The organism is Brevibacillus sp. FSL K6-0770, from assembly GCF_038000275.1.
GTDB classification, from domain to species: domain Bacteria; phylum Bacillota; class Bacilli; order Brevibacillales; family Brevibacillaceae; genus Brevibacillus; species Brevibacillus parabrevis.
In genome coordinates this window covers 643,779-660,928 of record NZ_JBBOBQ010000001.1, presented here as the reverse complement: position 1 = coordinate 660,928, position 17,150 = coordinate 643,779, and the positions used below count along the sequence as shown (strand labels likewise).

Sequence of the window (17,150 nt, the reverse complement as noted above, 5' to 3'; positions counted from 1 at the left end):
AAGATCGGTTCGCGTCGTTTTCTTATTTTTCACCCCAACCGATACACCGCAAACGGCTCCCCATGACGGTACGGCTCGCTCAACTGGTCGAGCTTTTGCATCGTTGCCTCGTTCAGCGCAAGCGTTGCGCTTTGCAAGTTGTCCGTGAGCTGTTCCACGCGAGTCGCGCCCACAATGACCGTCGAGACAGCAGGCTTGTGCATCAGCCAGGCAAGCGACAGGACGCTGGATGATACGCCCAGCTCAGCCGCAGCCTTGCCCACCTGCTGCCCGAACTCCAGGTTTTGTTCACTGAGCTTTTGGACGAAGCGCGGCTCTTTGTCAGCGCGTGAACCGGCAGGCGCCTTGTCCACGCTTGTATATTTTCCGGTCAAAATGCCCCCGGCAAGCGGGAAGTACGGGATGATGCCGACTCCTTGATCCAGACACATCGGCACCAGCTCCCGCTCCGGCGTACGATCCGCGAGCGAGTAGCTGACTTGCGTCGATACGTAGCGGTTCAAGCCTGCTTTCTCGCTGATCCCGATCGCTTTCATCAGCTCCCACGCCGCGTAGTTCGATGCCCCGATGTAGCGCACTTTTCCGGAGCGAACCATGTCGTCGAGCGCCCGCAGCGTCTCTTCCAACGGCGTCTCGGGATCAAACGTGTGAATCTGGTACAAGTCGACGTAATCGGTGCGCAGCCGCTTCAAGCTGTCTTCCAGCTCCCGCATCAGATGATAACGCGACGAGCCGCGCTGATTCGGCCCTTCGCCTTTTACCAGACCAGCCTTGGTCGCCAAAACAACCTCGTGCCGCTTCCCTTCCAGCGCCAGTCCGATAATGCGCTCCGATTCGGTTTGCGTGTAAATATTCGCCGTATCGATGAACGTAATCCCGTTCTCGATGGCGGTATGAATGATTTCTAAGGATGTTCGTTCATCAGCACGCCCTCCAAATGAATTGGTTCCCAGTCCCAGGGCCGAAACGTTCAGCCCGCTTTTTCCCAAACGGTAATATTTCATGGTGGTCGACCTCGCTTTCCATAATTGAAATGGCTTGTGCAAGACTCTTTCATTATCGCGCATTTGCCGCTCGATTTCATGTTTTTCCCTCTATCGCCAAACAATAAGAGCACACTTGCACATTGCAAAACCATAACGTTTACGTTAAGGTTATAGTTGTGACGAAACGACTCGTGAAAATCATCTTGTTTCGGAAAGGGATGGACTGATGTACCGAATTGAAGAGGTTGCGAAAAAAACGAATTTGACCAAGCGAGCCTTGCGCTATTACGAGGAGCTTGGCCTGGTGTCTCCTTCCGGCAGGACGGAGAGCGGCTATCGCATGTACACGGAAGCGGACGTCGAACAAATTGTCCACGTAAAAGACATCCGCGACTTGCTCGGCGCCTCGTTGTCCGAGATTAAAGAAATGATGGAGCTGGGACGCAAATACGAGGAGCAGCGCGAGTTTTACCACCAGCACTACATGGGCCGCGAGCTGGAAGGCGAGGAGCTGCACAGGCGAATCGAGACGCTGAGAACTTTGGAAGAAACGCTCGGCAACCAACGGGACATTTTGCACGGGAAACTGACCAGAATGCAAGAGCTGCTGGAATCTTACGATGAGAAGCTTGCGCGGATCGTCACAAAACGCAATGAGCTGGAAGCAAAAGCAACAGGGAGGTAACACATTTATGTCTGCTGACGCACATTCTTTACGCACGATCTTGAAACAGCCCAAATCGGCCTACGCCGTGGCATTCGCCTGTGTCGTAGCCTTCATGGGGATCGGCCTGGTAGACCCGATTTTGCCTGCGATCGCTGCCAAGCTGCAAGCAACGCCAAGTCAGGTGTCTTTGTTGTTTACGAGTTACATGTTGATGACCGGGGTGACCATGCTCGTCACCGGATGGTTGTCCAGCCGCATCGGTCCGAAATGCACCATGCTGTTTGGTTTGCTCGCTATTATCATCTTTGCTTTTTTGGGCGGCATGGCAAATTCAATCGACGGGATCGTCTGGTTCCGCGCTGGCTGGGGACTGGGAAACGCATTCTTTATTTCGACCGCGCTTGCCGTCATCGTCAGCGTGGCCAGCGGAGGCACAGCTTCTGCGATTGTTTTGTATGAGGCAGCCATCGGACTCGGGATGTCGGTAGGCCCGCTTCTCGGCGGCTTGCTGGGAGGCATTAGCTGGCGCGGTCCGTTTTTTGGCGTTTCGGTGTTGATGGCGATCGCTTTTCTCGCTGTCTTCGTCCTCCTGAACGAAATACCGAAGCCGAAAAAACGCACTTCGCTGCTCGATCCGTTTCGCGCCCTGCGCTACCCTGGACTGTTCACCATGGCAGTAACTGCCTTGCTCTACAACTTCGGATTTTTTACCCTGCTCGCCTATTCGCCGTTTGTGCTGCATATGGATGAGCACAGCTTGGGATTGGTCTTCTTTTTCTGGGGAGTTTTGCTCGCCATTACGTCCGTGATCGTCGCTCCCAAGCTGACCGATCGTTTTGGCTCTGTCCCGACCTTGTACACCATGCTGTTGTTGCTCGCCCTTGATTTGGCTTACATGGGCTTCGCCGTCTCCTCGCAGACCGGGCTGGTCGTCGCGATCGCAGTCGCTGGGGCGATTTTGGGGATCATCAATACCGTTTTGACTACGGTTGTCATGGACGTCGCTCCGGTGGAACGCGCGGTTGCTTCGTCCGCGTACAGCTTCGTCCGCTTTGTAGGCGGCGCCATCGCCCCTTGGCTTGCCGGAAAGCTCGCCGAGTGGTACTCGTCTCAGGTGCCGTTCTACGTCGGAGCCATCGTCGTACTGATCAGCATTGTCGCTCTGTCGGCAGGACGCCGCCATTTGGCAAACGTCCACTAACCAACCAATCAGGCATAACAAAGGCACCTGTACGGCTGCAAAAGGAATGCAGCTGTCAGGTGCCTCTTTTTCTTTTTTATCTATACTTCTTCGATCAGTCGCGCCAGCAGTGTAGCGCGAGTCGATATTTCACCCAGTTCGATCCATTCCTTCGGCGAATGAGCCAATCCACCTTTTGTACCAAGTCCATCCAACGTGGGAACTCCGCAAGCCGCCGCAAAATTGCCGTCGCTGACGCCGCCGGTGCCTGATTCCTCTAGATGCATCCCTAGTTCATTGATACTGATGGATTGGGCCAGCGAAAACAACGCTCCCGTTTCCTCGGTACGCTCCATCGGCGGACGGCGAATGCCGCCTGACACGTGGATGCTCGTACCCGCAAGCATTGGCTCTCGTCCCTGCATGACTTTTTCAATCCGTTGCGCCTCGTCCATGGACACCACCCGGATATCTACCTCTGCCTCGGCGTAATCTGCGACGACATTTGCGCCGATTCCGCCTTTGACGATCCCTACATTGACCGTTGTGCCTTTTTCATAGTCGGTCAGCGAGTGCAGAAATTGCACCTGACGGGCCAGCTCTTCAATCGCCGATACGCCTTTTTGATGGTCGACGCCAGCGTGAGCCGATTTTCCGTGGATAGCCAACGTGTAGTGCGCACTTCCCTTGCGCCATGTTTTCAGCGCTCCGCCAGGCTCTGTCGGCGGCTCCAGCACGAAGCTCGCAACCGAGCGGGAAGCTTCCTCCTCCACGAGCCAGCGGGAAGTCGGACTGCCGATTTCTTCGTCGCTGTTGAGCAGCAGCACGATTTTTTTGTCTTTTGGCAAGCGATCCAGCTTCACGAGCGCACGCAGCGCAAACATCGCCTGCAACACGCCTGCTTTCATATCGTAGACGCCCGGCCCGTACGCTTTGCCATCTTGCATGGAAAACGGCCTGCGCGCTGCTTCTCCTTCCAGCCACACGGTATCGTAGTGACCGATAATGAGAATTTGTTTTTCCCCGTCGCCCAACGTGCAGCGCACCTGATCCCCGTAAGTCGCATTCGGAATCAGTTCCGCCCTGCCGCCTGTCAGCCTTTGAAATTGCAGCGCGAACCAGCCCGCCATCCGGTCGCCCAGCTGCTTGTCGCGGGAAGGCGAGTCCATGTTGACCGCTTCCTCAAGCAGTTGCAAAAAGTGATTCAAATTGTCTTGCAAATAAGTCTGGATTGACATAGTGCCTCTTCCTTAATGAGATTGTGAATTGAGTCCGAACAGGCGCTCTAGTCCGTATACTTTTTCCAGCAATACGATAAAGACCAGACTCAGCAGGATGACGACCGCGGAAATTGAAGCCACCAGCGGATCGAGCGTTTCCTGCATGTAGGTGAAGATCGCAAGCGGAAGCGTGGTCGTATCTGGCGCTACCAAGAACAAGGAAACCGTCACATTGTCAAACGACGTCAGGAACGAGAAAATCATTCCCGACACAATGGCTGGGCGCAGCAAAGGCAGCGTGATGTCCCAAAAAACGCGCAGCGGGTGTGCACCCAGCATGTACCCTGCCTTTTCCAGCGTATAGTCAAATGTACTAAGTCCTGTGAGCACCAGACGCACAACATACGGGATGGAAATCAGGATGTGCGCCAGGAGCAGCCCTGTAAACGTTCCTGCAATACCGATCCGTGTAAAAAACAGCAAAGCGGAAATCCCGATAATCAGCGAAGGCACGGTAAGCGGGGAGAGCATCAGCGCGTTGATGACGCCGCTCCCGCGGAATTTGTACTTGGACAGCGCGAATGCTGCCAAGGTGCCGAGCACGGTCGCCAGAACAGCGGTAACCGTCGCCAGTTTGAGACTCGTCCAGAGCGATTCGACAAACTCCGGCCGATCCAGAATCATCGTGTACCATTGAAAAGAGAAGCCTTCCGGCGGAAACGCCAAGTATCCAGCCGCCGTAAACGAGCTTGGAATGATGACCAGAAACGGCAGATTGACCAGCAGCAGCACGAAGAACGTGATGAGTCCGAACGTATTTATCTTTTTCATGACGCAAACACCTCTTTATACCGCTTCGTTTCGATCAACTTCGTATACAGTGTCACCAGCAAAATCGTGCTGCCCAAAAGCAGGAACGCAAGCGCAGCGCCAAGCGGCCAGTTCAAGGTCGCCATGATCTGCTCGTACGCAATGACCGGCATGACTTTTACCGAAGTTCCGCCCATCAGCGCCGGAGTGACAAACGCGCTCATCGACAAGCTGAAAACCAGAGTCGTTCCCGCGATGATCCCCGGCAAGCAGAGCGGCAAAGTCACCGTAAAGAACGTGCGAATGCGCGAAGCTCCCAAAATCGAAGCTGCCTTGGACAAGGACGGATCGATGGCGTACAGGCTGGTCGCAATCGCCAGCACCATGTAGGCAATAAACGAATCGGTCAGACCGATGACGACGCCAAGCTCGTTGTACAAAAGCCGCAACGGCTGCTCAATCAAGCCGAGCTTCATCAGCATTTCGTTAATCCAGCCCTTCTCTCCCAGCACGACTACCCAACCGAAGTTGCGGATGACCACGCTGATGAGATGCGGAGCCAAAATGAGCATCGTCACGATTCCGCGCATTTTTCCTGTAGCCTGCGCCATGTACATCGCCACCGGAAAGCCCAGCAGCAAGGTGGCGAGCACGGTCCACAGACTGACGCGAATCGTCCGCCAAAGAATTTCCACATAAAACGAATCTTGAACAAACAAGGTGTAGTTTTGCAGCGTGAAAGCCTGGTTTTCATCCTGGAAGCTGAGCATAAGCATGAGCAGCATCGGCAAAATAAACACCCCGAGCAAAACAATCATCGCAGGTGCCGTCAGCAGTGTGATCGAAAGACGCTTGTTCATCCGTCATCCCCTCTCCACGGGCATGACCAGCACGTCTTCCGCATTCCACTGACAGTAAACCGTTTTGCCTGCTTCTTGTTCAGCCGATTTGTCGCTCATCTGAACCTTGACTGACAGTGTATGCGCTCCGGTCGCCACCTCGCACTCCGTGTAGGAGCCGAGGAAAGAAGCGAGCTGGAGATGGCCTTTTACCCGATTCGGCTGTGCCGTATCCGCTGCGTCGGACAGCTTGATCTTCTCTGGCCGGACGAAAATGACCACTTTTTGCTGGAGGGCAAACGCACGCTGCTGCCCTGTCGCCTGCACAAGCAAACCGCCTGTCGTACGCAAGGTCAGCGTGTCGCCGTCGATCGCGATGACCTCGCCTTCCATCCGGTTTGTTTTGCCGATGAACGTATGCACGAACTCGGAAGCCGGCTGGTTGTAGATTTCGAGCGGAGTCCCGATCTGCTCCACAAAGCCGTGATTCAGGACAACAATACGATCGGAGAGTGCCAGCGCCTCCTCCTGATCGTGCGTAACGAAAATGGTAGTTACGCCAATCTCCTGATGCAGACGCTTCAACTCGTCGCGCAGTTCCTCGCGCAGCTTCGCATCGAGGTTGCTCAACGGCTCGTCCAGCAGCAAAAGCGAAGGCTCAATCACCAGAGCGCGGGCAATCGCAATGCGCTGACGCTGACCGCCAGACAGCTGCTTTGGATAGCGGTCCGCCACATTCGGCAGCTTGACCAGCTCAAGCACGCGTTTCACGCGATCTTGCATCTCTTGCTTGCCTATCTTGCGCAGCTTCAAGCCGTAGGCGATGTTTTCCGCTACGGTCATATGCGGGAACAGCGAGTACGTCTGGAAAACCATCCCCAACTCGCGCTTGTACGGCGGTACTCCGTTCATCCGCTGACCTTTGATCAGCAAGTCTCCACCGTCCGGGTCCAAAAATCCGGCGATCATGTTCAAGGTCGTCGTTTTGCCGCAACCGGATGGACCCAAAAACGAGATAAATTCGCCTTGCTCCACCTGAAGGTTGAAATCCTGAACCACGACATTGTTTTGAAATTTTTTCATGATGCCGCGCAGTTCGACGTCAATCACCTTTGTCACTTCCATACCTACTTTCCTGTTTTAGGTGCGATTTCTTTGTTAAAGCGATCCAGCCAAGCGGATGTTTCCTTGCTGATGATGTCGTAGTCAAAGTTCACGACTTTTGAACGGTCAAATTCCAGTGTCTTCGCTACATCGTCCGGCAGCTTCACGCTCGTGGCAGGATTGTAGTACAGCTTGGTCGCGTACATCGTTTGCACCTCGTCTGTCAGCAAAAAGTCGACAAATGCTTTTGCTGCTTGCGGGTGCTTCGCTCCTTTGACCAAAGTAGCGATGTTTGGCACGATATTTCCTCCCTCTTCAGGGAAAACAAATTCCAGCGGCACGCCCGCTTCTTTTTGCGTCAGGCTGCGCGCCATCGTCCAGGTGGTGTAGGCTGCGCTCTTGTTTTGCAGATTTTGCTGCAATTGCGCCGCGCTCTTGGCAAAAGTAGGCATGTATCCTGCAAGCGTTGCCAATTTCTCGAAGCCCGGCTCGATGCTCTTCTCTGATCCGCCATTCGCGTAGGCCAGCATGATCATCGTGGAGCGTCCGAAGTTGCTCGCCACATCTGTCATCGTAATGTTGCCCTTCACTTCCGGCTTGGTCAGATCGTTCCACGATTTCGGCACAGGCAGCGATTTCTCTTTGACCAGTTCGCTGTTGTACGAAATCCCCATCGGCGTGAAGTTGACGACTACGCCGCTGTCATCTGTCACCTTCAAATCTTGCGGCACGTTTTTCACATTCGGAATCTCAGTGCCCGAGATCGTTTCCCACAAGCCTTCCTGGCGTCCTTTTTCCTGTTCCCCGCCTTCGATGATCGTCAAGTCAATTTGCGGAGCGTTTTTCTGTGCTTTGACTTTCGCTACAATCTCCGTGGAAACTCCGGATACATACGTCAGCTTCACATTCGGATACTTCTCGTTGAACTTTTTGAAAATCTCGTCTTTCATCAGCTTCTCTACAGTAGCTCCGTTCCCCGCTACCACCAGCGTATCTTCCAGTTGTACTTGTGCTTGTGTACCTCCTGAATTGCCCGTGGTCGGAGCTGGTGTAGCTGTTTGCGGCGTGGAGGAGCCACATCCAGCCAACAAAGAACCAGTCAAAGCAAAAATGGACAGAACAGATAATGCCTTTTTCTTCAAGTTCGTCAACCCCCGATTTACCTTTATTGTTCACGAATAGAGAACAGTGTTTGCTATTCGAGAACGATAGTGTTATCCTATCATAAAGATACTGACTATTCAAGGTAGTCATACAAAAACAACCATTATCGCAATTCGCAACCCTACCTGTGGTAAAATAGGGCTAATGCACATAAAGGAGACGTTTTTCATGGACCAAGTATTGTCTTCTGTACGAAACGGCTGCCGACTCTTGAAAATGTTCCTTGATTCTCCCAAAGAGCTTGGCGTGACAGAACTGAGCAAAAAACTGCAACTGTCAAAAGGGGCCGTACACAAGCTGCTATCCACGCTGGAGTCCGAAGGCTTCATTCGCCAAAATGAAAAAACCAAGCAATACACGCTCGGTTATACTTTGCTGGAGTTGGGCACGAAGGTGCTCACCAACCACGATATCGTCGATTTTTCCAAACCGTATTTGACCGGACTCGTCTCCCGGGTCAACGAGCTTGCCGTCCTCTGCGTCCAGGATGCAAAAGACGCCATATACGTAGCGAAGGAAGACTCGCTTCACCCGATCCGCTTTACCGTAGAGTCCTTCCGCCGCTTTCCGCTGTACTCGACATCGGCTGCCCGGGTGTTGCTCGCTTTTCAGCCGGAGTCTTTCCAGGACGAAATATTGGCGGAGCATCCGTTGAAAACGTACACTACTCATTCCTACACATCGGTGGCGGACATCAAGGACAATCTGCGCACGATCCGCGAACGCGGCTACGAGATCAGCTCCAATCGCCGCAACGCGGGCGTCACGGGAATTGCTGCGCCGATTTTCGATTCAACCGGACATGTGACAGCCTCCGTCAGTGTGATCGGCCCGTCTGATCGCGTCTTGCCGAGACAGGAAGAGATTTTGGCAGACACGCTTGCGACTGTGCGCGAGATGTCCGCCCACTTGGGCTATCGCTTGGGCTGACAAACATGACAAACACAAAAAGACCTTTTCCCCCGCACGATCACACTTTCCGTTGGGGAGAAGGTCTTTGTCTTTTCTCATGCGCCCAGCACTCGGCCCGGCATGCCTGAAATGTCCTAAAACGCGAACACTTGCCGCCACAGCGCCACGATAACCACTCCAGCGAGCAACGCCCAAACGATCTGCTTTTTCCAAAGCCCTACCGCCAGCGCCACAGTGCCCGCCACCAAATACTCCGGGCTCCACGCCCCTTTTGGCGCGTGAAACAGGATGGGCGGAATCGTCATGGATGTGAACACGCCGACTGGCACCATCGCCAAACCTCGTCCGAGCCAGGCCGGAATCTGCCACCTGGAACTGATCAACAGCATCGGAAATCGCGTCAAATACGTAATGATCGCCATTAAAACGATATACAGCAAAATTTTATCGTTCACCGCTCAACGCCCCCATCACTACGGCCGTCACTGTCCCGGTGATCACGGCAACCGTCGCTCCTCCGAGCCAAAAGCCAAGACAGGCGACAACCGCGGCACAACCAGCCACTTTGAGATGATACGATGAAACCAGATTAACGGCCAGAAACCCGAGAAACGTCGCGATAAAAGCAAAATCCAGCCCCCAGCTTTCCGTCTGGGTAAATACCGTTCCGAAAATGGCTCCCGCCAGCGTGCTGGCATTCCAGATCACGTAATCAGCCGTACTCGCTCCGGCGAAATAAGCAAGGCTCGGTTTTTCCCCGGCGGCCAAATAGGTCGCCTTGAGCGCATACGTCTCGTCGTTGAGCGTCCCGGCCATCAGCGACAGCTTCCATGGCGCCGTCTCGCGGAACTTCGGCCCCAGAGCCAGTCCGTACAACAGATGACGAGCGTTCAAGAGCAGCGTCGAAACCAGGATCGGCCAACCGACAATCCCCTGGGAAATCAAACCGACAGCCGCAAACTGCGACGAGCCTGCATTGACCAGCAAGGAAAACAGCATCGCTTCCGTCACTCCCAGCCCTGCCTGCCTCGCCAAAATGCCAAACACCATTCCATCCACAATTCCGGCGGCTGCCACCGGAATGATTTGCTTCATTCCTTTTACAAACAACGACTGCGACACCTTGATGTGCTCTCCCTTCTGCGCTTCCCCTCTGTCTGATGCAATTGTTGCTTCAATGTCTCTGCAAATACGGCGCCCACGCCTTTTTCAACAGGCGAATGCCCTCGCCCATCTCTTCCAGGCTCAAACCGCCAAAGCCGAACTGGAAAGCAGGCAGTCCTTTTTGCGCTGGCTCCATCCACTTGTGGGAAGTCGGGTAGACGCGAATCCCTTCCGCAGCCGCGATTTGCGCAAGCTCTATGGCTGTACGTTCACTCGCTACCTCAATCGTCACGGACAGCCCGGCGTCCTGGCCTTTGAGCAAAATGTGCGCCCCAAGCTGCTCCTGCAAAAGTTGAAGCATCGCATCGTGCTTTTTGCGATAAATCGTCCGCATTTTGCGAATGTGCCGCTCCCAGTCGCCATGCTTCATGAACAAGGCCAGCGTCTCCTGATGGATGCGCGAAGCAGACTGGTCAAAATCAATCAGCTCTTTGTGATAAATCTTGAGCAGCTCGTGAGGCAGCACCATGTAGCTAATCCGAATCGATGGCAAAAGCGCCTTGGAAAAAGTCCCGACATAGATCACCCGCCCGTTGGTATCCAGCCCCTGAAGGGAAGGAATCGGTCGGCCGTGATAACGAAACTCTCCGTCGTAGTCATCCTCGATGATGTACCCGTTTGCCTGATTGGCCCAGTGCAGCAGCTTCAAGCGCTTGGCGTACGGCATGACGATTCCGGACGGGTCCTGATGAGACGGGGTAATATAGACGTACCTGGCCCCGCTTTTGCTGAGCGCCTCCACATCGATCCCGTCGTCCTCCAGCCGGATCGGCCGAACCTCAAAGCCGAGATGGGAAAAAACAGAACGAACGCCGTTATAGCCCGGCTCCTCCATAGCGACAGCCTGTCCCTGCGCACCGAACATGAAGCCGAGCAAACTGATCATAATCTGCGTTCCTGCACCGATTACGATTTGCTCAGGCGTAGCCTGCACGCCGCGCGCTCGCCCCAGATAGCGGGCCAACTCTTCCCGCAAAAGCGGCTCTCCTTGCCTGTCGCCGTAGTAGAGCACGCTCTTGTTCTCTTTTTGCATGCACTGATTCGTGTATTTGCGCCAGCGTTCATACGGAAAATGCTCGGCGTCTACTTTTGCCTGGTGGAAATCATAGCGGACGGGAGCGGGAAGCACCTCGGTTATCCCTTGTACGCGCTCCTTTTCTTTGCGAACGGCGTCAACATCTGGATATTGCTTCTTGCCGGGCATCTTCAAGATCGGTCCATCCCAGTCGACATCCACGACAAAAAACCCGCTGCGCTCCCGACTCTCGATATATCCTTCTGCCAAAAGCTGATGGTACGCGCTTTCCACCGTCGTTTTGCTGACGTGCAAAAATCCGCTCAAAGCGCGTACAGACGGCAGCTTCGTCCCGGACGGCAGTCCGCCTCTTTGAATTTCTTCGCGAAAATATCGATAAAGCTGCAAGTACAAAGCTTCTCCGTCCTCAATCAAATGGGGACTGATATCCAGCATGCTCCTCTTTCTCCTCTCCCGCCAACTGACCCGTTCCGCTTTTTTCTATCTGTACATGTTCAGACGGGTTCAATCGGTCTATGCTAATCATATACGAAATTTTGCAAAATTACTTTTTGTTCGCAAAGAAAAGAAAAACCGACGGAGATGTCTCTCCATCGGCTCCTTGCTACGCGAGGCTATGCGAGATAAGCTTCCCTGACCTGCGGATTTGCCAGCAAGGTCTGCGCATCGTCCTTCAAAATGATTTCTCCGGTCTGAATCACATAGCCGCGATGTGCCACCGAAAGGGCCTGGTTCGCGTTTTGCTCCACCAACAAAATCGTCATGCCTTCTTTGTTCAGCTCAGTGACGATGTCAAAAATCTGCTCCACGAGAATCGGCGCCAGTCCCATTGACGGCTCATCGAGCATCAAAATCTTCGGCTTCATCATCAAGCCGCGTGCAATCGCCAGCATTTGCTGCTCGCCGCCGGACATCGTGCCCCCTTTTTGATCAATCCGCTCTTTCAGGCGGGGAAAATAGGCGAAAGCTCGCTCGATGCCTTCCTCAATCACGCTTTTGTCCGCTACTCCGAAGGCGCCCATCTCCAAATTTTCGCGGACTGTCAGCTTGGGAAAAATACGGCGTCCTTCCGGTACGTGAGCGATGCCCGCACTGGCGATATCGTGAGTGCGCATCTGGGTGATATCTTTGCCATTGAAAATCACTTTGCCTTCCTTGGCGCGGGTCTGTCCGCAGATCGTCTTCAAGGTAGTTGATTTTCCCGCCCCGTTGGAGCCGATCAAAGTGACTACCTCGCCCTCGTTGACGGTAATGCTCAATCCCTTCAATGCGTGGATACCGCCGTAATAGGTATGAACGTTATTCAGCTCTAACAATGCCATTGTGTTTCCTCCTTCTACGACACTTCCGACGCGCTTTTTCCGAGATAGGCTTCAATTACATTCGGGTTGTTGCGGATTTGTTCCGGCGTTCCTTCGGCGATTTTGCGGCCGTAGTCCAGCACGTGAATGTACTCGCTCAGTCCCATGACCAGCTTCATGTCGTGCTCGATCAGGATAATCGTCAGGTCAAGCTCCCGTTTCAGCTTGCGAATAAAGTCGGTCATTTCCACCGTCTCGCGCGGGTTCATGCCCGCAGCAGGCTCATCGAGCAAAATGATTTCCGGATTGGTCGCCATCGCTCTGGCAATTTCCAGGCGCCGTTGCAAACCGTACGGCAAGCTGCCCGCCGCTTCGTTGGCGATATGCGCGATCCCGACATATTCCAGGAGCTGGTACGCTTCCACACGCGCCTTTTCCTCTTCGACGCGCACGCGCTTTGTGTTGAACAAAATGCCGAGCAATCCGGCAGACAAGCGGCTGTGAACGCCTACCATCACGTTTTCCAGCGCCGTCATTTCCTTGAACAGACGGATGTTTTGAAAAGTCCTTGTGATGCCGCGGCTCGCAATCTGGTCGGGACGCAGCCCTTTGATGCTTTTGCCGTTCAACAGGATTTCGCCTTCATCCGGCTCGTAAAATCCGGTGATCATGTTGAAGAAAGTCGTCTTTCCGGCCCCATTCGGCCCAATTACTGCTGTAATGCTGCCTTTTTCTATGGAAATCGAGACGTCCTGGTTCGCCACCAGTCCGCCAAAACGCTTGGTCAAATTTTTCGCTTCCAACAATGCCATGCCCTTTTCCCTCCTCGTCCGCTATGACTGCTTGCCAGAAGCCAATTGGGACAGCTTGCCGAGAATCCCCAGCTTTTCTTTGCCGTAATCGCTCGCTTTGATCGCATCGAGATCGTTCTTTTTCCGCTTGGCCGGAATCAGTCCATTCGGACGATACAAGGCTGCGAGAATCAGCATGATCCCGAAAATAAGGCGTTGGAACTTGGACGGGTCGAGCTGGTTCGGCAGGTTGATGATTCCCGACTGCTGCAAGCTGTGCAAGAAGTTGGAGAACTCTTTCAAGAGCTGCACTTGCAAAATAGTGACGAAAGCAGCTCCGAGCACGACGCCAGGGATGCTTCCGCTGCCGCCGAGAATGACCATCACCAAAATCCCGATTGATTCCATCAGCGTAAACGAAGTCGGATCGATAAACGTCTGCTTGGCTGCAAAAATGACGCCTACCACCCCTGCGAAGGAAGCCCCTGTCGCAAAAGCCGCCAGCTTCGTATTCAACAGCGAGATCCCCATGGACTGCGCAGCCAGTTCATCCTCGCGAACAGCGATCCAGGCGCGGCCCAGACGGGAATGCTCGAAACGAATATTCGCCAGGACGATGAAAGCGATCACGAACAACACGATAAAGTAAAAGAAAAACGGTGTCCCCATCTTGATGCCGAACAGCTCCGGCGACGGAATCGGGGTAATCCCTTGTGGTCCGTTCGTAATGTTGATCGGTTTGTCCAGGTTATTAAAAATAATCCGAATAATCTCACCAAACCCGAGCGTAACGATGGCCAAATAGTCGCCTTTTACACGGAGTACGGGTAGCCCGAGCAATACCCCGAAGACGGCGGCGACGATCAATCCGACGATGAGGAACGGCCAGAACCATTCACCCGACAGCGGAAACAGGTTGCCTGCGATAAATTCGTTTGCCTGCGAGGTCGAGAAGATCGCGTATGCGTACGCACCGGCAGCAAAGAAGGCGACGTATCCCAAGTCGAGCAATCCTGCGAAGCCTACTACGATGTTCAAGCCGAGCGCCATCGCCACGTAAATGCCCACCTGCGAGGCCACTTCCATGTAGTAGCGGTTTTCCCCTGCGACCAGCGGAATGACAATCAACAGCACAGCTGCCCCGATGACCATTTTGATCGCTTTCGACGTGTTCGTGTAATAGATGAGCACAATCGAAGAGAGAATGCCGAGAAACGCGATGACTGATTTGTCCATGAAATGCAAAGCAGCCGCGAAGCCTGCGATCCAAACCAACGTGAGCGCGAGCGGTATTCCTTTGAACGTTTTCCATGTCAGATTTGCCATTGGTTTCACCTACACTTTCTCTTTCACAGCTTCGCCAAACAGCCCTTCAGGCTTGAAGAGAAGCACGAGGATTAGAATACTGAATGCAAACACGTCTTTGTACTCGGCACCGAATGCGCCGTTGGTCAACGGTCCCATGAACGCTCCCGACAGCGACTCCAGCAGTCCGAGCAGCACTCCGCCAACCATCGCGCCGCGCAAATTGCCGATTCCGCCGAGAACGGCTGCCGTAAATGCTTTCAATCCGAGAATGAATCCGATATAAGGGTCGATCGTCCCGTAGTTTTGGGCGAACAGCACGCCTGTCGCTCCACCGAGACTGGAACCGATCAAAAACGTCAGCATGATTACTTTGTCTACATTTATGGTCATCAGCGAAGCCGTACTCTGATCCTGCGCTACGGCACGCATGGCGATTCCCCACTTTGTCTTGTTAATGAACAGCGTCAGACTTATCATCATTACGATCGCGAGCACAATTACAATCAAGCCTTTGGTAGGAATCGTGGCAATGCTGCCTAAAGAAATCGAACCAGTAAAAAGAGTTGGACTGTTCAGATAAAATTCATTGCGAGCCAGCGCTTCGGTAAAACGAACAAGGTCTTGCAGCAAAAACGATACGCCGATAGCAGAAATCAGCGGTACGAGACGCGGTGCCCCACGCAGCGGCCGATAAGCCACTCTCTCGATCCCCACTCCAAGCGCCCCCGTTAACACCATGGCGATGATCAGTGTCAAGAATAGTGCGACAAAAGGATTCATGCCTTCCAGCGCCCCCAAGGAATCAGAGATCAGCAATACCTCTGTCCCGACAAACGCCCCCACCATAAAGATTTCTCCATGAGCAAAGTTGATAAATTCCAAAATCCCGTAAACCATTGTGTAGCCCAAGGCTACGACTGCATACATGAATCCAAGTGTTAATCCGTCAACCAACACCTGAGGCAAAATGTTGAGCATCATGCTTCCCATCCCTCACTTCTCAATAAACTTGTAGAAATTTTCTGCATTCATTCACATGGCTGGACGTGAGTTTCCGTAGAAAAGGGCGAACACCAACGTGCCGCCCCTTTACCGGTATGAGGCATGAAAGAGTGTACGGTGATGTTGGCTGCGATTACTCGGCCTTGCCTACAAAAGTTGACTTGTCCTTGTCATACTTGTAAATGAATACATCTGCGTTTGTGTTGTCACCTTTTTCATCAAAGGTAACTTTTGTGAATTGCCCCTGAAAATCTTTTGTTTTGTGAACTGCTTCGAGGACTTGCTCGCGTGTTGGTTTTTTGCCACCGTTCGCTTTGATTGCTTCCATGACGCCGTTAAGGATGACGTTCATGGAATCGAAACCGTAGACGGAGTAGGTTTCTAGAGGTTTGTTCGTGGTTTTCTTGTACTCTTCAGCCCACTTCTTGCCCTCTTCGGTTTGCGTCACGTCACCTGCTACTGACGTGAACACAACGCCTTCGACAGCATCGCCGGCTATTTTAATCATATCAGAAGAGTCCAAGCCGTCGCCACCCATAAAATATCCCTTGTATCCTTTTTCCCGGGCTTGTTTGACCAGGATTCCGCCTTCCGGATAAAGCCCGCCGAAAAAGATGATGTCAGGGTTCTTTGCCGATACCTGATTCAGTACGGCGCTGTAATCTTTTTCGCCTTGCGTGATGCCTTCATACCCGAGAAGCTGCACGCCGTCCTTTTCGAACTGCAACTTCACCTGGTCGCTCAAGCCTTGGCCGTATGCGGTCTTATCATGAATAATAAAAGCTGTTTTCACGCCGAGCGTATTTTTCGCATACATGGCCGCTTTCGGTCCCTGGGCGTCATCGCGAGCACAAATCCGGTGTACGGTTTTCTTCCCTTCCTCGGTCAGCTTCACGGCTGTGTTGGCAGGGGAGACCATGACCAGTTTGCCTTCCTCGTACTTCACGGATGAAGGAATCGCCACACCGGAGTTCAGGTGTCCGACTACCCCGTACACATCAGGATTGGAGATGAGCATTTCCGCATTGGATACCCCGATTTTCGGGTCCGCCTGGTCATCCTGCGGGAAGAGCTGGATGTCGAAGCCGAGCTTTTTAAATTCTTCCTTGCGTTGATTCAGTGCGTATTCCGCACCTGTCTTGATCGCGTCTCCGAGAGAGGACTGGTTCCCGGAGAGGGGGGTTTGTGTTGCGATCTTGATGACACCACCGTCTGTTGCTGCGCCACCGCCGCTGCCAGACGTGCTTGGCTGATTTTGCGCTGGCTGACCACCTCCGCCCGTGTTGCTTCCCCCTGATGAGTTGCTGGTTCCTGCGCAACCTGTGAGTGCCACACTCGTCGCCAATACCGCAGATAAAATACTGATGTGAGAGAGTTTTTTCATGCGGAATTGAATCCCCCTTTAATTATTTTTTATTTTTGTCCTCGCCAGTCGATCTACCCTAGCTACCAGGTTGCGACTATGTAAGCTTGTTTTCTGATGGAACAGAAGATAGATGTGGCTTGGCTATTATTTATTGTAAAATAAATCTGAAAATTTACAAGAGGAAAAATATATTTTCCAAGCATATACCAGATGCTTACATACTCAGCATTTCATTGCGATCAATTGAAATCAAACAGTTATATCTTTACTTTCACACAATAAAGCTTTAATGTTATCCAT

General features: G+C 53.1%; 17 protein-coding genes. 3 read left to right on the top strand and 14 right to left on the bottom strand.

The window, feature by feature from the left end; genetic code table 11:
• Positions 1–29: 29 nt before the first annotated feature.
• Positions 30–1,004 (bottom strand): aldo/keto reductase, encoded by a 975-nt coding sequence (locus tag NST23_RS03570; protein ID WP_340963110.1) that lies wholly within the window; start codon positions 1,002–1,004, stop codon positions 30–32.
• A 208-nt stretch (positions 1,005–1,212) separates the two neighbouring features.
• Here NST23_RS03570 and NST23_RS03565 point away from each other — a divergent pair, with 208 nt between their 5' ends.
• On the top strand, positions 1,213–1,671 hold the full coding sequence (locus tag NST23_RS03565; protein WP_173597846.1) for a MerR family transcriptional regulator: 459 nt from the start codon (positions 1,213–1,215) through the stop codon (positions 1,669–1,671).
• Positions 1,672–1,678: 7 nt separating this feature from the next.
• Positions 1,679–2,854: an MFS transporter gene (locus NST23_RS03560; protein WP_309538874.1), complete on the top strand. Its 1,176-nt coding sequence runs from the start codon at positions 1,679–1,681 to the stop codon at positions 2,852–2,854.
• 80 nt (positions 2,855–2,934) lie between these two features.
• Here the strand turns inward: NST23_RS03560 and NST23_RS03555 are convergent, their stop codons facing one another.
• The 5 genes from NST23_RS03555 to NST23_RS03535 are packed head-to-tail and all read right to left on the bottom strand — an operon-like array spanning position 2,935 to position 7,948.
• Positions 2,935–4,071, bottom strand: coding sequence for a M20 family metallopeptidase (locus tag NST23_RS03555; protein WP_281869908.1), 1,137 nt, complete (start codon positions 4,069–4,071; stop codon positions 2,935–2,937).
• 12 nt (positions 4,072–4,083) lie between these two features.
• On the bottom strand, positions 4,084–4,884 hold the full coding sequence (locus NST23_RS03550; protein ID WP_122965551.1) for an ABC transporter permease: 801 nt from the start codon (positions 4,882–4,884) through the stop codon (positions 4,084–4,086).
• Positions 4,881–5,723, bottom strand: a complete 843-nt coding sequence (locus NST23_RS03545) for an ABC transporter permease (RefSeq protein WP_122965552.1) — start codon at positions 5,721–5,723, stop codon at positions 4,881–4,883. Before NST23_RS03545 ends, NST23_RS03550 begins: the two co-directional genes overlap by 4 nt.
• A gap of 3 nt (positions 5,724–5,726) precedes the next feature.
• The gene (locus NST23_RS03540; RefSeq protein WP_122965623.1) at positions 5,727–6,821 is read right to left on the bottom strand and encodes an ABC transporter ATP-binding protein; all 1,095 of its coding nucleotides are present in this window, start codon (positions 6,819–6,821) and stop codon (positions 5,727–5,729) included.
• A gap of 8 nt (positions 6,822–6,829) precedes the next feature.
• Positions 6,830–7,948 carry an ABC transporter substrate-binding protein gene (locus NST23_RS03535; RefSeq protein ID WP_122965624.1) on the bottom strand — a complete coding sequence of 373 codons (1,119 nt, stop codon included), beginning with the start codon at positions 7,946–7,948 and terminating at the stop codon, positions 6,830–6,832.
• Positions 7,949–8,138: 190 nt separating this feature from the next.
• Between NST23_RS03535 and NST23_RS03530 the strand changes: the two genes are divergently transcribed.
• Complete coding sequence (locus NST23_RS03530; protein ID WP_122965553.1) at positions 8,139–8,900, top strand: IclR family transcriptional regulator; 762 nt, start codon at positions 8,139–8,141, stop codon at positions 8,898–8,900.
• A gap of 116 nt (positions 8,901–9,016) precedes the next feature.
• Here the strand turns inward: NST23_RS03530 and NST23_RS03525 are convergent, their stop codons facing one another.
• The 8 genes from NST23_RS03525 to NST23_RS03490 form a co-directional block, all read right to left on the bottom strand.
• On the bottom strand, positions 9,017–9,337 hold the full coding sequence (locus NST23_RS03525; RefSeq protein WP_229049812.1) for an AzlD domain-containing protein: 321 nt from the start codon (positions 9,335–9,337) through the stop codon (positions 9,017–9,019).
• Positions 9,327–10,004, bottom strand: a complete 678-nt coding sequence (locus tag NST23_RS03520; protein WP_309538873.1) for an AzlC family ABC transporter permease — start codon at positions 10,002–10,004, stop codon at positions 9,327–9,329. Before NST23_RS03520 ends, NST23_RS03525 begins: the two co-directional genes overlap by 11 nt.
• A 52-nt stretch (positions 10,005–10,056) precedes the next feature.
• Positions 10,057–11,517: a MocR-like pyridoxine biosynthesis transcription factor PdxR gene (pdxR, locus tag NST23_RS03515; RefSeq protein ID WP_340963109.1), complete on the bottom strand. Its 1,461-nt coding sequence runs from the start codon at positions 11,515–11,517 to the stop codon at positions 10,057–10,059.
• A 179-nt stretch (positions 11,518–11,696) separates the two neighbouring features.
• The gene (locus NST23_RS03510) at positions 11,697–12,404 is read right to left on the bottom strand and encodes an ABC transporter ATP-binding protein (protein WP_063229556.1); all 708 of its coding nucleotides are present in this window, start codon (positions 12,402–12,404) and stop codon (positions 11,697–11,699) included.
• Positions 12,405–12,418: 14 nt separating this feature from the next.
• A complete protein-coding gene (locus NST23_RS03505; protein WP_122965555.1) occupies positions 12,419–13,195 on the bottom strand; it encodes an ABC transporter ATP-binding protein in 777 nt (258 codons plus the stop codon).
• Between the two features lie 21 nt (positions 13,196–13,216).
• Positions 13,217–14,500, bottom strand: coding sequence for a branched-chain amino acid ABC transporter permease (locus NST23_RS03500; RefSeq protein ID WP_063229622.1), 1,284 nt, complete (start codon positions 14,498–14,500; stop codon positions 13,217–13,219).
• Between the two features lie 9 nt (positions 14,501–14,509).
• Complete coding sequence (locus NST23_RS03495; protein ID WP_167470349.1) at positions 14,510–15,472, bottom strand: branched-chain amino acid ABC transporter permease; 963 nt, start codon at positions 15,470–15,472, stop codon at positions 14,510–14,512.
• A 145-nt stretch (positions 15,473–15,617) separates the two neighbouring features.
• Positions 15,618–16,868 carry a branched-chain amino acid ABC transporter substrate-binding protein gene (locus NST23_RS03490; protein WP_122965557.1) on the bottom strand — a complete coding sequence of 417 codons (1,251 nt, stop codon included), beginning with the start codon at positions 16,866–16,868 and terminating at the stop codon, positions 15,618–15,620.
• Positions 16,869–17,150 lie beyond the last annotated feature (282 nt).

What these genes read in the sequence shown, in the direction of transcription:
- NST23_RS03490 (WP_122965557.1), bottom strand. Translation starts at nt 16,868, where the DNA reads ATGAAAAAACTCTCTCACATCAGTATTTTATCTGCGGTATTGGCGACG.
- NST23_RS03565 (WP_173597846.1), top strand. Translation starts at nt 1,213, where the DNA reads ATGTACCGAATTGAAGAGGTTGCGAAAAAAACGAATTTGACCAAGCGA.
- NST23_RS03555 (WP_281869908.1), bottom strand. Translation starts at nt 4,071, where the DNA reads ATGTCAATCCAGACTTATTTGCAAGACAATTTGAATCACTTTTTGCAA.
- NST23_RS03495 (WP_167470349.1), bottom strand. Translation starts at nt 15,472, where the DNA reads ATGGGAAGCATGATGCTCAACATTTTGCCTCAGGTGTTGGTTGACGGA.
- NST23_RS03570 (WP_340963110.1), bottom strand. Translation starts at nt 1,004, where the DNA reads ATGAAATATTACCGTTTGGGAAAAAGCGGGCTGAACGTTTCGGCCCTG.
- NST23_RS03550 (WP_122965551.1), bottom strand. Translation starts at nt 4,884, where the DNA reads ATGAAAAAGATAAATACGTTCGGACTCATCACGTTCTTCGTGCTGCTG.
- NST23_RS03510 (WP_063229556.1), bottom strand. Translation starts at nt 12,404, where the DNA reads ATGGCATTGTTAGAGCTGAATAACGTTCATACCTATTACGGCGGTATC.
- NST23_RS03530 (WP_122965553.1), top strand. Translation starts at nt 8,139, where the DNA reads ATGGACCAAGTATTGTCTTCTGTACGAAACGGCTGCCGACTCTTGAAA.
- NST23_RS03545 (WP_122965552.1), bottom strand. Translation starts at nt 5,723, where the DNA reads ATGAACAAGCGTCTTTCGATCACACTGCTGACGGCACCTGCGATGATT.
- NST23_RS03505 (WP_122965555.1), bottom strand. Translation starts at nt 13,195, where the DNA reads ATGGCATTGTTGGAAGCGAAAAATTTGACCAAGCGTTTTGGCGGACTG.
- NST23_RS03500 (WP_063229622.1), bottom strand. Translation starts at nt 14,500, where the DNA reads ATGGCAAATCTGACATGGAAAACGTTCAAAGGAATACCGCTCGCGCTC.
- NST23_RS03560 (WP_309538874.1), top strand. Translation starts at nt 1,679, where the DNA reads ATGTCTGCTGACGCACATTCTTTACGCACGATCTTGAAACAGCCCAAA.
- pdxR (WP_340963109.1), bottom strand. Translation starts at nt 11,517, where the DNA reads ATGCTGGATATCAGTCCCCATTTGATTGAGGACGGAGAAGCTTTGTAC.